We start from the raw sequence: 14,346 nt of genomic DNA, 5'->3' as shown, positions 1-14,346 counted from the left end.
AGTCGCTTAGCTGGTGGGATAATGATGTGATTGAATCGTTCTCCAGTTCGCTGAAAAAAACTGATCACAAGGCGTATTTACAAAACCCGTGATCTGATGACCTGCCCCGTATTGAAGTGTGCCACAACCTGTATCGATGCCAGTCACCTTGGCGGCGTCAGTCCAAGTTGTGAGAACAATCCATATGTGGTTAAGGGACATAGATTAGAGGTCATTGTATAATCATGTGAATATCGGTGGGATTAGCTAATCCGAAGTGCCATTTTGCTTGTTAGGGGATTGATGCTTTATGGATTTTTTGTGTATCTAAAATGAGAAATGTTGGGGGTACGAATGCCAGCAGTATTTGTTCATGTATCAGATATTCATTTTGGTCAAGAAAAAGGTGATGACCGCGTCCACATACATGATGATGTCAAGCAGCAACTAATTTCTGATGCACGACATGTAGTTTCAAATTTAGGTAACGGAGTAGCTCATGGAATCTTGGTTACAGGTGACATTGCTCATTCGGGGACAAAGGCTGAATACGATTCTGCAGGAGAATGGTTGGATGAACTTGCGTCCAGCATAGGGGCAGAAATCCATTGTGTTCAAATGGTGCCGGGTAACCATGACCTTGATCGTTCTAAGCTGTCGTTATCCGGAAAAGCTATTCTTGACCATATCCGTAAAGGTGGCCCCCAAGAATACGAACGAGTTATGAACAACGTAGTGGATCGCGCCGCTCTTTTTGCTCGATTCGAAGACTATGGCAACTTCAGTTTTGGCTACAATTGCCCACTCAATGATGAGGGAGTATTTGCCTCTGAGATGGAAGTAAATTTAGCTCCAGGCCGCTCTATTCGTTTTATAAGGCTCAATTCATCATTACTTTGCCATGGTGAAGAACGCGATGAAGATCCGGAATTGATGATAGGAGCGCGGCAATTCACTATTCCACGCGATGATGGTGTGGAAAATGTAATTCTGGTTCATCACCCCTTAAGTTGGTACAAAGATCAGGAGCAAGTCCGTCAATACATCCGTAGTCGTGCTCGTGTATTCATTTCTGGGCATGAGCATGATCCCAAAGTTTCTGTGGATAGTGTTGAACAAGGTTGTGATATTTTAATGCTCGCAGCTGGCGCCACAGTTCCTTATCATTCCGATGACGTCTACACCTTTACTTATAACATCATTGAGTTTGATTGGGATGAAGAAATCGATGGGCTATCGGTAACCATACATCCAAGAGCCTGGAACCCGAATCGTACTTGTTTTGAAAATGATGATAAACGCTTAGGTGGAAAGGACCCCAATTATCGTCTTAACTCACCGAATTTTCGTGTTGCTCCACGCCCACAGTTAGCTTTGCCCTCTTCACCAATACAATCAAAACTAACAGAAGACGAGAATACGACTCCTTTATCCACTGGGATAGAAAAAACACCGGCAGAGTCTTCAAGAGAGGGCAAAAAATGTATGCCTTCTGTATCTGCTTCAGAGAGCTATGAAATTGCCAGGCTTCGTTTCTTCCGCGATCTTTTTGAAGGCGAGCGTTTACGAATTCTTGTTGAACTTGGGGCTCTCTCAGAGAATTTTAATGAACGGATGAATCAAGGAATTGAGCGAAAATTGTTGGATTTACTCGTTCGAGAAGGAAAACTGGAAGGAATTGAGAAAATGATTGATCAATTAATTAGTGACCGTAAGGAAGAGGCGAAATAATGGACAATTTAGCTCGTCATATGCGAATCAGCGGTGTTGCTGTTAGTGATAATGATGTTGAATCACGAAAGGCTGCAGTTAAAAGTTTAGCAACCCTTTGGGGTAAACAGAATAAAGTAGCGAGTATAGTCTCCCTTGCTGCTGATATAGCTGTAGCACTTGGTGGTAACGGAGACCCCTCACAGGAGTTGGGTGAGCAAGTCCAAGCCAGCATTCAGAAAAAGGCTCCTGCTTTCCTCTATGATGAACGACCTCTTGATGTTGGTGTTTGTTGTGGTATGGCGATGATTTCGATTCTGAGTGGTGCCGTAGGTAATAATGGATGGACTATACCAGTCATTTATGCTGCCTCTTTATGGTCGGCTTTATCTTATCAGCCAGCATTACCAGATGAGCGTCGAGAAATTTTGCGTCTAGAGATTTTAGAGAAAGCTGCAAATTATTACGCGGTATCAGCTGAAAAGGCAAGAGAGCGAATTCATGTACCTGATCCAGCGGAAGTAGATATAACCGTTGAGGACGATGTTGTTACGAATAATTTTCCTGAAGCAATCAAATATACCATAGAAGCATTACGTCGCAACGCTGTCTTGGATCGAGAGGAACTCGATTTTTTGTGGTGGGTACAATTGGGTCATAGCCGTTTACTTAAAAATCAGCTATCAAAGATTGACGAACCAGTGCGAATTGTAACGTCAGGTATTGAAGCTGCCAAGATTCTTCGGCGTTTACCTTGTGAGGTGCATCGTGAGATTGTTCTTCGTACATTGGAGCAGAATCCAGAACTTGATCTAGAAGAACTACTCTCTGTAATTGGCGATGAACGAACAACGCTCAGTGCAGCATTGACGGCGGAACATATACTTGCCCATCCAACTGTTTTCCCTCTCCTTCATGCGTTAACTACAGGTGAGATAGATCAAATAAATTCGTCTATAAAACGTCCAGTTTCTGAATGGGGGGAAAGAGCTCTGCTAGAAGCAACACTTGCAAAAATGATGTCACAAGGAGCTGGAACAATATGAGTGGCTCATGTAGGCATGAAGGCTGTACCTTCGATGAAACAGGAATCTGTACTCTCGGAAATGTCCCTACATCTTGTTCAAACCGACTTCCACTGGAAGATAGTGAAGGAACATCGCTTGAGGCTTCGGATTATAATGACTTAACCGAGCAGATCGGTGTCCCAGTCCTATCAGAACCAACCCAATCCCACACATTTGGTTCAAAACAGTCTCTTGGACTGGATGATGTCAACGCTTTAATGAGCAAAAGGTATGTCAATGTCGTAGGTATTCTCGGAGATCCAGAATCGGGGAAAACAGCCTGCTTAGCAAGCCTTTATCTTCTTCTATCGCATGCCAAACTTGATGGTTGGTCCTTTGCTGATAGTCGAAGCCTAACGGCTTTTGAAGAGATTGCACGAGGAGCCCGGGAATGGAATAACGGTCAGGTTCCAGAGCAGATGACGGTTCACACGGAGTTGACAGATGAACGCAGTCCGGGTTTTTTACATCTTAGACTAAAAAGATTATCCGATGGACGTAAAGTAGATTTTGCCCTTCCCGACATACCTGGTGAGTGGACACAAGCCCTTATTTCCAATTCACAATATGAACGGCTTGATTTTCTAAAGTCAGCGGAAACTATCTGGATTGTTATCGATGGCCGTGCTCTCAAAGATCCAGAGAAGCGCCATGGCACAATTGCTCGTTTAGGACAACTTGCTGGACGACTGCATACAATGTTCGGCGGCAATATTCCCCGGCTCTTAATCGTAGTTACCCATCGTGATTCATACACTGTAGATGAAAACATCTCCTCTCGTGTGCAACACGAGTTAAATCGGCGTGGAGCGAATGCCGAGATAGTTGAGGTTGCTCCATTCTCAGATCAGTTAGATATGGTTCCCGCAGGGTTTGGTATTGCAGAATTGATTAACATTACAGTTAATACTCCTCCTCGGCCGTTGATATTTTGGAAAACATATGAGCAGGGGACTAGTAAACGTGAATATCTGAACTATCGGAGAAGCATATGAGCCGATCAATAGTATTACTTGGTGGTCCAGACTCGGGGAAGACCAATTATATCGGGCCCCTGTGGCTTGCATTGGATAATGGAAAGGGAGCATTACATGCTGCAGAACAGCCTCCTGATATTGCTTTTGTGCTATCTGTCGCTGACCACATCTTCCAGGGAAGTTTCGCACCACGTACTGAACTAAGCGACATACGACGTAACTTTGAAGTTGTTGTTGCCGCAACTAAAGATGGACCTAGATCAAAGGTCATTGTGCCTGATATTTCTGGAGAACTTTGGCGTAATGCTGTTATTGAGAACGAAATTTCTTCAGACTGGATGGATGAACTAAAACAAGCAGACGCAGCGTTGCTTTTTGTCAGAGTGGATTCTGATCAAGACGTTCGACCATTAGATTGGGTGACAGCTAGGAACATGCTTGAAAGGATGGGGAATGAGGAAGACCAAGGGCTCCCTACACAGGTTATGTTGTGCGAGTTAATCCATTTTCTTGAAGACTCTTTAGCTAGGCGCGAAGATGGCGGACGCCCACGTCTTTCAGTTGTTGTTGCTGCTTGGGATCGTGTCGATCCAGACAAGTTCGAACAAGGGCCTATAGCCTATCTTGAAAGGGAATATCCTTTAGTTGCGGGAAGAATAGCAGACCTGACCGCACTCGATGTTAAAGTTTTTGGCTTGAGCTCTATCGGTGGCGATTTAAAAAATGATCTTGAATACCGAAATAAATTTTTGGATGAAGGTCCAAATGATCAAGGGTGGACTGCAGTATATGATGGACAGAAATGGCAGAAAATATTTGATATTACGATACCAATAGAATGGGCAGTGGGGCTTTAAAATGGTTATTACCATTAATATACAGATACACGGATACCGTAAAGGTCATCAACTTCTGGCATCTTCTATATTGCTTTCTAAAGAAGATCAGGCAACTGTGGATCGTCTCTCCGATGTAGCTGGCCCCCTACGTCCAAAGGAACAATTTGAACCTTACCTAACGGCTTATCCGCTACCTAGCGGGACCTATTATGTAATTGCAAGAACCTGGCAGGATCATAGTGTTCCTAGAGCAGGTTGTGTTAGAACTAAAAGTTTACTAGTTGATGCCAATGTATGGGCTAATACACCTCCGCTTAGCGCTATTCTTGAGCTGCTTGATTCTTCAGAATTACCATCCGAAATAGAAGCGGTTCTTGTCCAGTGTAAGGAAAAGGAACTAGTAACGGAAACACTTCCACCCATTTCGGGTTTTAATGCATCCGAGTTGCTTGAGGCTCTTTTTCTTGAAGAGCCTAAGCCAGTAGTTATATTTGATGCACCAAAACCTGAACAAATCGCATTACATTTACTTGTCGCCCTGTGGCCAAATATCAGACAAAAATTCACCTTTTCAACGTTTGCGTTATCTCCCAGAAAGATAATGGGGCGTGATTTAGATCTTGTTTTTTCGCCTTCTAACGCAAAAGCTCGCTTCTCCGACTGGCCAGGACGTCGTGTAGACGGGCGTTTACTACCGGCAGCACGGCATCGATGGACAAAAGTGATCGTTCGTCGTGTTTTTGAGGAGTCAATACCGAGACTATTGTCAAAAAATGCGTTCAAACTTATAAATAACAATGAAGCTGAAAATGTTTCTGTACTCCGTATCGCTCTTCTCTGGGATGAACTCTTTGATAAGCTGGAACAAACACCAACAGCATTTTTAGGTCTGCTTGATATCGCTAATTCTGGAATGGTAAACGGTGAACATGCTATGGCATTGTTAACACCACGCTTACTTGATGTTGTTAATTCGGTCAAAAATAATCTACCTGAAAAGGATGCTTGGGAATTTGCAGGTGCGCTGACCAGAAAAACTATGGGGCGTGACATGGCTGATTGTATAATTGCTGTCAATAATCTAGCTATGTATTTATCTGAAAAAGATCCAGAGGGTGTAATTAACCTGATAAAGCAAGTTAATTCTGATGATGTCATTAATAATTTAGTGCCAGGGATCGCATCAGGGCTTGGTAAAAGCCCTAGTACAATGGTCAAGAAAGTACTTTTAAGCGTACCTGTAAATATATTTGCCAATTTAGTTTTATTAGGCGATGGGCTTGCAGAAAAAATTATTAGTGATGATGAATTAATCCATTTCACTGGACTCGTATTATCAGAGATAGATAAATCACTTTCATTTAAAATTGGGATGATTTTGCTTCCTTTTCTGATTGAAGATCGTCATCTTCCTGTCGCTCTTCCCATCATAAGTAGTCTTGATATATGTGAGATTTCAGACGAACTTGTTTGGTTGAAAAATACCAATGACTTTCAGTCTAAAAAAATTAGTATGGCGCTAATTAACCGTGCTCGAGATATTGAGGGAATTCCTGAGGTCCGTAATGTATTAATTTCAAAAGACAGTTCTCCACGGGCACAAGCATTGCTGGCTCAGACGATTAACCCTACTGTAGATGATGTGCTTTGGCTGCTTGGCGAAACAAGTTTATCTGAAAAATCGTCATCAATAATTTTAGCAAATGTCATCCGCCGTGCGAATGAACAACAATTTGTTAAGCTATTATCCAATATCAAGATTAGTGAAAGCATAGCCGAACGTCTGACGAAAAATGATCTCGACATACTTGAAAGAGCTGCATTACAAGACATCGTTCCTATAAATATATATGTCAGGATTGTTCAGGTTGTGATTTCAGAAGTCAATAACGACCATAAGCTTTTGATCGCAAAATATGCATTAGGTAGATGTCTACGTAATCGTTTTGAGAATGATGTAGTGATTTTGTCCATGCTGCTGAATGTTATTGGGCATGATCTTGACCCAAAATGGATTGTTTATAACGCACTAGAGAGAGAGATTAATTCTGAACTAGCCAGTCGAAATGTAATTGTACTGGAACAATCTCAAACATTGATTCGTCAAAAAATATTATATGTGGTTAACGAAATAGCGAATATGCTGCGTATGAGGCAAGTCAGCTATTTAAATGAGGATGCAAATAATGCTTGTGCCAGACTTATGTTTGATGCTCAAGAGGTTTCCTATCCAGCGTTAATTGATGCGGCGATCACCCTCATCCCATCGTTGCTTAATGCTCGATATAAACCTGTTTCATTGATGATATCTGTATTATTCCCAATTATTTATAAAGAATTATCAAGAGCCAATGATTTTTCGGAACGTTTTAATATTTTCTCCTTCTTCGATTGGGATCGTTGTAAGACTGCTCGAAATGAACTTGTTGAGGCTTTTATGTCTTCATCATGGAACCCGGGAGATCTAGCTCTAACAGCGTGTTTGTGTCAGGAAGAATTTAAAATACTTAAGCGAGTGGCGCAATCTTACGGAGGGGAAAAATATTTATATAAAATTGAGAGTGACCTTGAACGACTTGATGCTGATAGGCAAATTCATGTGAAACGTATTATTGCTGAGTTTCTTCATGAGTAGAAAAATAGTTTATAAGGTATATGCGTTTCCTGAAAGAAGAGGGGTGAGCCTATAATAAAATTTTACTTGTCCCTAATCTGAGATATGATCGACCTGTGATTTGAAATAAATAACCTACTCATCTATCTCTGACCCCCGCTACATCCGCTATACGTAGCAGATGTAGCGGGGGAAACATAAAGCGTCATTTACTTTTTCTGACTGCACCAGTACTTTTCTGTTGACGTCTGGTTGCTTTTCCCTTCTCCATAAGCTTCCCTTATCTACGTTTTTCTGATGCAATCCTCAAAGCCTCACATACCTTTTCCCGAAGACCAGTTGGCAATTCAATTGTAACTTCCACTTTTTGCTCAAACCAGACTGTCAGATTTTATTGTGATTTATCTACGAAATCTGCAGTGTAGGTTTGAGCAAATGCACTTTTACTTGGAAAAACTTGCCAATAAAACCAATCCAGCTAGAAACTCAGACTACAAGTTTTAACTCTATTTTACCGTTTTCAAGAATGCTCCCATTGCCGGCGTTACACACGAAATCAGCCCACCATTGCATCATGGGACGACGTTGCTCAAGATAGTCACTGCGGTTATAAGCACGCCGAACCTCATTCTTATCCACATGAGCAAGTGCTGCCTCAATAACATCCGGCGGAAAGCCTTGTTCATTAAGAGCCGTGCTGGCAATTGATCTCAGCCCATGCGAAACGAGCACTCCACCAAAACCTGCGCGTTTTAGCGATGCGTTAACGGTCTGACTGTTCATTGGCTGGTTTGGCTTGATGCGGCTGGGAAAGATAAATTCTCGATTTCCACTTAACGGCTTCATCATCTCCAATATCGCAATCGCTTCATCTGACAATGGAACAGTATGGTCACGGTTCATTTTCATGCGTGCTGCAGGAATCTTCCACTCTCGGGCTTCCATGTCTACCTCTTCCCAGCGAGCTTCAGCAGCTTCGGCAGGGCGGGTAATAGTAAGAAGTTGCCACATGAACAGGCAGCGTGTGGAAAGGCTAATGCTGGCTGTTCGCATTGTCTGCATCAGTTGAGGTAGCTGATCCGGTCGAATGCTGGGCATGTTCTTTTTCTGAGGCTTCTCGAAGGCTTTACCGATATTAACGCTGGGAACAGCATCAATAAGCCCTGTGTTTTGGGCGTAGATCATGACCTCATTAATGCGTTGGCACAGGCGACGAACGGTTTCCAGTGCTCCTCTGGCCTGAACTGGTTGGACGGCCTGAACCAGTGTGTGAGCTTTAATATCTGTAACGCTAACGTCGCCAATTGCAGGAAAGACATCTCTTTCAAGAGAGCGCCAGATATCGTCGGCATAGTCCTCTGTCACGCTGGCTTTCTTCACATTCCACCATCGTTCAGCCACGAGCTGGAAAGTATTGGTTTTAGCTTCAAGCGAACTGCGAAGTTGTTCTTGCTGATGTTCCTGTGGATCGATTTGTTTCGCCAGGAGAGAGCGTGACTCTGCCCGGTAGTTTCTGGCATCGGCAAGGGTAACTGACGGGTAGGGGCCTATGCTCTTCTTCGCTCGTTTCTTCGTGACAGGGCGAATGTAGCGAAACTGCCAGATTTTACTCCCGCTGGATTTGATGAGTAGCTCAAGGCCATCACCATCATAGAGAACGTAGTCCGCTTCTTTGGGTTTGGCGGATTCGATTTCCTTCACGGATAGAGGTTTAGTTTGTCTTGCCATTGCCGGGTTTCCATAGTTTTAGGCACCTCAAAAACAATAATGCTTTATGAGGTGCCTAACAAGGTGCCTAAAAGGATCGGATTTAATTAGTTGGCATCAGACTTCGCGGGACAAATTGAGGGCACAAAAAAGCCCGCAAGGCTTGCGCCGTGCGGGCTCTTAGGACTTCATCGGATGACTCTGGTAATCACCGATGGAGAATTTTGGTGGAGCTGGCGGGAGTTGAACCCGCGTCCGAAATTCCTACATCCTCGGTACTACATGCTTAGTCAGTCTTTACATTCGCCTGGCACCTGCGGACAGACACGCCACTACCAGACTAGCCTGATTAGATTTAACGCTTCAACCCCAGGCAGGGCCTCCACGCGATCTCTTTTGGGTTTGACCTCTCTTTGATCCCCGTCTTAAGAGCGGAAGCTAGGGAGAGAGGGCTCAGAGCAGGTTATTAAGCTGCTAAAGCGTAGTTTTCGTCGTTTGCGACTATTTTTTTGCGGCTTTTTACGAGGCCAACCGCCCCTCGGCATGCACCTTGGGTTTCGCGAATCCCGTCGAATCCAGAATCAGCCCCAATGTGTGAGAGCAAGTATAACAGACTTGTGACACGCGTGACCAGCCCCTGCAACCCCTAATCCTCAAGGATTTACCGCTCGCGCAGTGCTTCTTTTGCACGATTAAATGGTTTGATTAAATAGTCGACGATGGTTTTTTCACCTGTTTTTATATCCACGGTAGCAATCATGCCCGGTACGATGGAGAAATGGCGTCCGAGTTTGTTCTGCAAGAAGTCCTGATGGGTACGGATAAACACGCGGTAGTAGAAAATTTCTGGTTTCACTTTGTCCTGGATGGTGTCCGGGGAGATGGTTTCGACTACGCCTTCCAGACCGCCGTAAATAGCGTAATCATAGGCGGTTATCTTCACCAGCGCCCGCTGCCCGGGGTGGATGAACGCGATATCGCGCGGAGACAGGCGGGTTTCTATCAGCAGATGATCGTCCAGCGGTACAATCTCCATCATCTCGCCGTTAGGCGGAATAACGCCGCCAATGGTGGTGACCTGGATATTTTTTACAATACCGCGCATCGGCGCGCGCACGGTCAGGCGGGTCACGGAATCCTCTCGACCTTTTAAAATAGCCGCCAGCATATCCACTTCGGCGTTGGCTTTTGACAGTGCTTCCCGTGCCTGCACGAAGTATTGCGAGCGCAGGTCGGTGATTTTTAATCCCAGATCGCTTTTTTGGCGTTGCAGGCGCAGCACTTCTACGTGGCTGGCGGCACCGCTTTTCTCCAGCCGCTGAGTAATGGCCAGTTCTTTATTTACCGAAACCAGCGCATCCTGTAGCTCCGCCATAGAATCAGCAAGCTGCGCGCGACGGCTTTTATACAAACGCGTTTCGGAAGCGATAAGTTCCGGCCAGGCGCGTAGTGAATCGGGAAAGACCAGTGGCAGATCGTTAACTTCGGCATTGAGCCTTGCGCTGGAAGCCAGCGAGGCACGATAGCGGGCGGCGCTTTCCCCAACGTTGGACTCCGAACGGGTGGGGTCGAGGCGCGCCACAATTTGATTGGCCTGAACTTTATCTCCCTCACGGACTGTCAGCTCGGCGAGAATACCGCCATCCAGTGACTGCAAGACCTGTTCACGCGAGCTGGGGATCACTTTCCCGCTGCCGGTCGAGACTTCATCCAGCTTGCCGAAATACGCCCAGATCCCCAGGACAGCAAACAGTAGCGTGCTGAGCAGAATAATGCGGCTGGCCCCGGAAAAACGGTGCTCGCGGCGAATATCGAGGTCGTCCATGGCGGCGTCATGCGGATTGGTTTTCATTTTTCCACTCCCGACCGTGAGTTGGGGCAGGTGCCCGGCTCGCATTCAACGCCTGCGCTTTCGGGGCATCCATGACCAGTTGGCCTTCTTTCAACACCACCACGCGTTCGACCAGTTCCAGAACCGGAACGCGATGGGTTGCAACAATCAATGTGCGGTTGCCCAGCCACAGGTTCAGGCGCTGAATAAACTCCCGTTCGGTATGTTCATCTAACGAGGCGCTGGGTTCGTCGAGCAGCACAATATTGGGTGAGCGCAGCAGCATTCTTGCCAGCAGGATCGACTGCCGTTGGCCGCCGGATAAACCGCTGCCGCCTTCCATAATAGGATGCGCTAGTCCTTTGGCGAGCTGTTTAACGAAAGCCGCCGCGCCGCTGACCTCCAGCGCGTCGAAGATCTGTGCCTCGCTGGCATGCGGTGCGCCGAGGGTCAGGTTCTCGCGCAAGGTACCGAAAAACAGTCGCGCATTCTGGCTGAGAAAACCGATGTTACGGCGTAAATCGGCCATGTCGATTTGTGCCAGGCTCAGGTTATCGAGCCGGACATCACCCTGGATAATCTCCACGCCACCTGCCATGGCCTGTAGCAGCGTTGATTTTCCGGCGCCGTTACGCCCGAGGATCGCCACCCGTTCGCCGGGCATGACCTCCAGACGCGAGATCCGCAGTGGAACGCGCTGATCGTCGCTGTGGTAGCGGAAGTGTGCGTTTTCAAACAGATAATGGCCGTGAAAAGTCTCCTGATGCACGCGGTCTTCATCGTACTGCGTTTCGGTGGGGAGCTGCATGATGCTGTCCAACCCCACCTTCGCCGCCTTCACCTGTTGCCAGCGGGCCAGCACACCGCACAGGTTAGCCATTGGGGCAATCATTCTGGAACCGAGCATCGATGCCGCCACCACGGCCCCGGTCGTCATCGTACCTTCAATGACCATCGGCGCGCCGAGCATAATGATGGCGGCGTAGACCAGGCTTTGCACCGACATGCCCCAGCCAATTAGCCCCTGAGTCAGCTTACGCGTGCGCAGCCCTGACTCTCCTGTAATACGGATATAGCTGTTCCACTGCTGTAAAAAGCGGTTTTCCGCCTGCATCAGCTTGATGTCTTCCAGCCCCTGAACGCTCTCGACCAGCACCGCGTTGCGCAGAGTGGATTCATGCGCAGCCTGGTTGGCAAGCACTGCCAGCTTTTTCTGTAACAGCAAGCCAGGCAGAATCATCAACAAGGCAGCGACGGGGGCTATCCACGCTAGTGGCGGGGCAATACAGGCCAGCACTACGATAAACAGAAAGAAAAACGGCAGATCGACAATGGTCGACATAGTCGAGGAAGTGATCATCTCACGAACCTGCTCCAGCTCGCGGAGTTGAGAAATAAAGCTCCCTGTCGAACGGGGGACGGCGCTGTTGCGCAGCCGCAAGGCGTGGCTAAACACGCGATCGGAAATGCGCATATCGGCGCGTTTGCCGAGCAGGTCCATTATGTGGGTACGCGCTTCGCGCAGCAAAAAGCCAAACAGCACTGCGACCAGAACGCCGGTGGAGAGAACATACAGCGTTGGATAAGACTGGGCGGGGATTACCCGGTCATAAACCTGCATCGAAAAGATAATCCCGGCGAGCGACAGGACGTTAATCAGAAAGGCGGCAATCATGACCGGCAGGTAAGGGCGGATGTCCTGTAATACCAGTTCGCGCATCCAGTCGGGCTTGAAGCGCGAAATATAGCGGTCAACCCGACTATCCTTCAGCGCCGACAGCGGACGCAGTGCGGTAATGCTTACGATCTCTGGCAAAAGTTCTGCAACCGCGAGTCGGTTACGCAGGCCCTCATCGGCGATGATAAAAACATCCAGGACATCTTCACCGTTGAAATGTTCTATCACCATCAGTTGGCCGTCGCGCAGTTCCGCTATCACTGGTAAACGCCACTGACCGAACGCCTGTGCAGCAGTATCCAGCGCATGAAATGACAGTCCCGACTGCCGCGCCAGCTGTGACAGAGCCATCGCCCGACTTTTTCCTGCAAACCACGGGGCGTTGGCCTGGATTGCGCCTGGCGAACAGGTAACGCGATAGTGGCTGGCAATATGCGTCATCGCCTGCGCCCACTGGCTCAGGGCGTGTTCACTAATCGCATCTTTAGCATGTGAATCGACGTCGCTCATAGCGTGATCTCCACCGATTGAATGCTGCGGTTATTTAAGGCGAACGCCTGACGAAGTGAGCCGGTGTTATAAAGGCAGTTCAGCTGTAGCTGGCGCAGCTGATTTTGAGTCTGAAGTTCGGCAAAACGGGCCTGATATACCTCCTGCTCAGCGTTAAGCACGTCGAGCAGTGGACGCGAACCAAGGTCCAGATATTGCTGTTGATAAAGCTCGCGCGTTTGTTCGCTCAACCGCTGTTGGCGACGCAGAATCTGCAGGGCGGTGGCGAGGCTCATTGCCTGGCTACGGGACTCAAGTAATTTCTGTCGTACTTCAAGTCGGGTGCGCTGGATGGAGTATTGTGCAGACTCTACCGCGTGGCTGGCGGCGTTGCGTCTGGCGGTGAGTCCGCCTCCCTGATACAGCGGCATTTCAACTTTTACCCATGCAGAATACTGGGTTTTGTCGAGTACCTCATGGCTGGGGTATTTGTCGTTGAGATAGTGCTGAACCGAAGGCTCCAGAGAGATGGTGGGCGTCATCTGCGCGTTGGCGTAGTCGAGGTTTGCCTGCGCCACATTCGCCTGCGCCCATGCCGCCAACACCGCAGGAACCAGTTTATCTTCTGGTTTGACTACATCACAACTGCTGTCCAGTTTGACCGGGAATTCATTGCTGATGCCGTTAAGCGAGTTCCAGCCAAGGAAGCTCATCAGCGTTGCCTTGCTGCTGTCGAGATTGGCTTGATACTGGGCCAGTTGAGAACGTGCGGACTCAATACGCGCATCGGTTTGCACCACGTCCGACAGTGAGGTTGCCCCTTCATCATTACGCTGGCGGGTCAGTCGGCCAATGCCGTTCAGGGCGTTAAGTTGCTCTTCGGCGGCGTCCACCATTTGCTGCCACGTCTGCACCTGGACTATCGCATTGGCGGTGGCATGAGCGATGGTATCAATACTGAGTAGCACATTCGCCTGCTGTTGTGCGGCTCCGGCAGTTTCAGCGCGGACCTGGCTTGCCACTTTGCCGAAGTCGTACAGCATTTGCGACACCGAAATAACCAGCGCCGGGCTAAAGCCGTGGTCGGTGTAAGTATTGCTGTAACCGTTGTTCATTCCGGCAGAAACCTGCGGATAATATTTTGATTTCGCCACGTCGATCTGCTCATTTTGTGAGAGCAGCTTGCCGATGGATTCACGAATAGAAGGATGCCAGCTCACGGCGCGACTCACCGCGTCATTGAGCGTCAGGCTGCCGGGAGCGGCGGCACTAAGCGGCAGATCGGCAACCGCGCCGTCCAGCGAGGGAAGCATCTGGCTGGTGGCCAGACCTTCCGGCGTAATAATTTGCGGTTCATCTTCGGCATTCACCCGCATGGCACAGAGCGTTAATGCCAGCAGCAAGGCAACAGGCGCGACATTTCTCATAGATTATCCCTTACAAAATACGGCAGCG

At 47.7% G+C, this 14,346-nt stretch carries 9 protein-coding genes and 1 other RNA gene; 5 read left to right on the top strand and 5 right to left on the bottom strand.

What is annotated here, in order from left to right:
* Nucleotides 1-333 precede the first annotated feature (333 nt).
* Genes OGX99_RS00190 through OGX99_RS00170 form a run of 5 tightly spaced genes read left to right on the top strand, consistent with a single transcriptional unit; the run spans nt 334 to nt 7,207 of the window.
* On the top strand, nt 334-1,710 hold the full coding sequence (locus OGX99_RS00190; protein ID WP_123829875.1) for a metallophosphoesterase: 1,377 nt from the start codon (nt 334-336) through the stop codon (nt 1,708-1,710).
* Nucleotides 1,710-2,735 carry a GTPase-associated system all-helical protein GASH gene (locus tag OGX99_RS00185; protein WP_148855992.1) on the top strand — a complete coding sequence of 342 codons (1,026 nt, stop codon included), beginning with the start codon at nt 1,710-1,712 and terminating at the stop codon, nt 2,733-2,735. Before OGX99_RS00190 ends, OGX99_RS00185 begins: the two co-directional genes overlap by 1 nt.
* Nucleotides 2,732-3,751, top strand: a complete 1,020-nt coding sequence (locus OGX99_RS00180) for a TRAFAC clade GTPase domain-containing protein (protein ID WP_286542235.1) — start codon at nt 2,732-2,734, stop codon at nt 3,749-3,751. The genes OGX99_RS00185 and OGX99_RS00180 overlap by 4 nt, the downstream gene beginning before the upstream one ends.
* Entirely contained in the window at nt 3,748-4,590 is an 843-nt protein-coding gene (locus OGX99_RS00175) for a TRAFAC clade GTPase domain-containing protein (protein ID WP_123829872.1), read from the top strand. Before OGX99_RS00180 ends, OGX99_RS00175 begins: the two co-directional genes overlap by 4 nt.
* 1 nt (nt 4,591) lies before the next feature.
* Nucleotides 4,592-7,207, top strand: coding sequence for a GAP1-N1 domain-containing protein (locus OGX99_RS00170; RefSeq protein WP_193162613.1), 2,616 nt, complete (start codon nt 4,592-4,594; stop codon nt 7,205-7,207).
* Between the two features lie 465 nt (nt 7,208-7,672).
* Here the strand turns inward: OGX99_RS00170 and OGX99_RS00165 are convergent, their stop codons facing one another.
* The 5 genes from OGX99_RS00165 to OGX99_RS00145 all read right to left on the bottom strand — a co-directional run bounded on the left by OGX99_RS00165 (nt 7,673) and on the right by OGX99_RS00145 (nt 14,318).
* Nucleotides 7,673-8,914: an integrase gene (locus tag OGX99_RS00165; RefSeq protein ID WP_123829870.1), complete on the bottom strand. Its 1,242-nt coding sequence runs from the start codon at nt 8,912-8,914 to the stop codon at nt 7,673-7,675.
* A 204-nt stretch (nt 8,915-9,118) separates the two neighbouring features.
* Nucleotides 9,119-9,482, bottom strand: a transfer-messenger RNA (tmRNA) gene (gene ssrA / locus OGX99_RS00160).
* 72 nt (nt 9,483-9,554) lie between these two features.
* Nucleotides 9,555-10,718, bottom strand: a complete 1,164-nt coding sequence (locus OGX99_RS00155) for a beta-barrel domain-containing protein (RefSeq protein WP_151218389.1) — start codon at nt 10,716-10,718, stop codon at nt 9,555-9,557.
* Nucleotides 10,719-10,725: 7 nt separating this feature from the next.
* A complete protein-coding gene (locus OGX99_RS00150; RefSeq protein WP_286542228.1) occupies nt 10,726-12,912 on the bottom strand; it encodes a type I secretion system permease/ATPase in 2,187 nt (728 codons plus the stop codon).
* A complete protein-coding gene (locus OGX99_RS00145) occupies nt 12,909-14,318 on the bottom strand; it encodes a TolC family outer membrane protein (RefSeq protein WP_151218121.1) in 1,410 nt (469 codons plus the stop codon). Before OGX99_RS00145 ends, OGX99_RS00150 begins: the two co-directional genes overlap by 4 nt.
* Between the last annotated feature and the right edge of the window lie 28 nt (nt 14,319-14,346).

Source organism: Citrobacter sp. Cu096 (assembly GCF_030332285.1).
Taxonomy (GTDB): domain Bacteria; phylum Pseudomonadota; class Gammaproteobacteria; order Enterobacterales; family Enterobacteriaceae; genus Citrobacter; species Citrobacter meridianamericanus.
The sequence above is the reverse complement of the archived record's forward strand: the minus strand, read 5'-3'. Positions and strand labels throughout refer to the sequence as shown.

Coding starts and splice junctions, on each gene's coding strand:
- OGX99_RS00190 (WP_123829875.1), top strand. CDS start 334: ATGCCAGCAGTATTTGTTCATGTATCAGATATTCATTTTGGTCAAGAA.
- OGX99_RS00185 (WP_148855992.1), top strand. CDS start 1,710: ATGGACAATTTAGCTCGTCATATGCGAATCAGCGGTGTTGCTGTTAGT.
- OGX99_RS00180 (WP_286542235.1), top strand. CDS start 2,732: ATGAGTGGCTCATGTAGGCATGAAGGCTGTACCTTCGATGAAACAGGA.
- OGX99_RS00175 (WP_123829872.1), top strand. CDS start 3,748: ATGAGCCGATCAATAGTATTACTTGGTGGTCCAGACTCGGGGAAGACC.
- OGX99_RS00170 (WP_193162613.1), top strand. CDS start 4,592: ATGGTTATTACCATTAATATACAGATACACGGATACCGTAAAGGTCAT.
- OGX99_RS00165 (WP_123829870.1), bottom strand. CDS start 8,914: ATGGCAAGACAAACTAAACCTCTATCCGTGAAGGAAATCGAATCCGCC.
- OGX99_RS00155 (WP_151218389.1), bottom strand. CDS start 10,718: ATGGACGACCTCGATATTCGCCGCGAGCACCGTTTTTCCGGGGCCAGC.
- OGX99_RS00150 (WP_286542228.1), bottom strand. CDS start 12,912: ATGAGCGACGTCGATTCACATGCTAAAGATGCGATTAGTGAACACGCC.
- OGX99_RS00145 (WP_151218121.1), bottom strand. CDS start 14,318: ATGAGAAATGTCGCGCCTGTTGCCTTGCTGCTGGCATTAACGCTCTGT.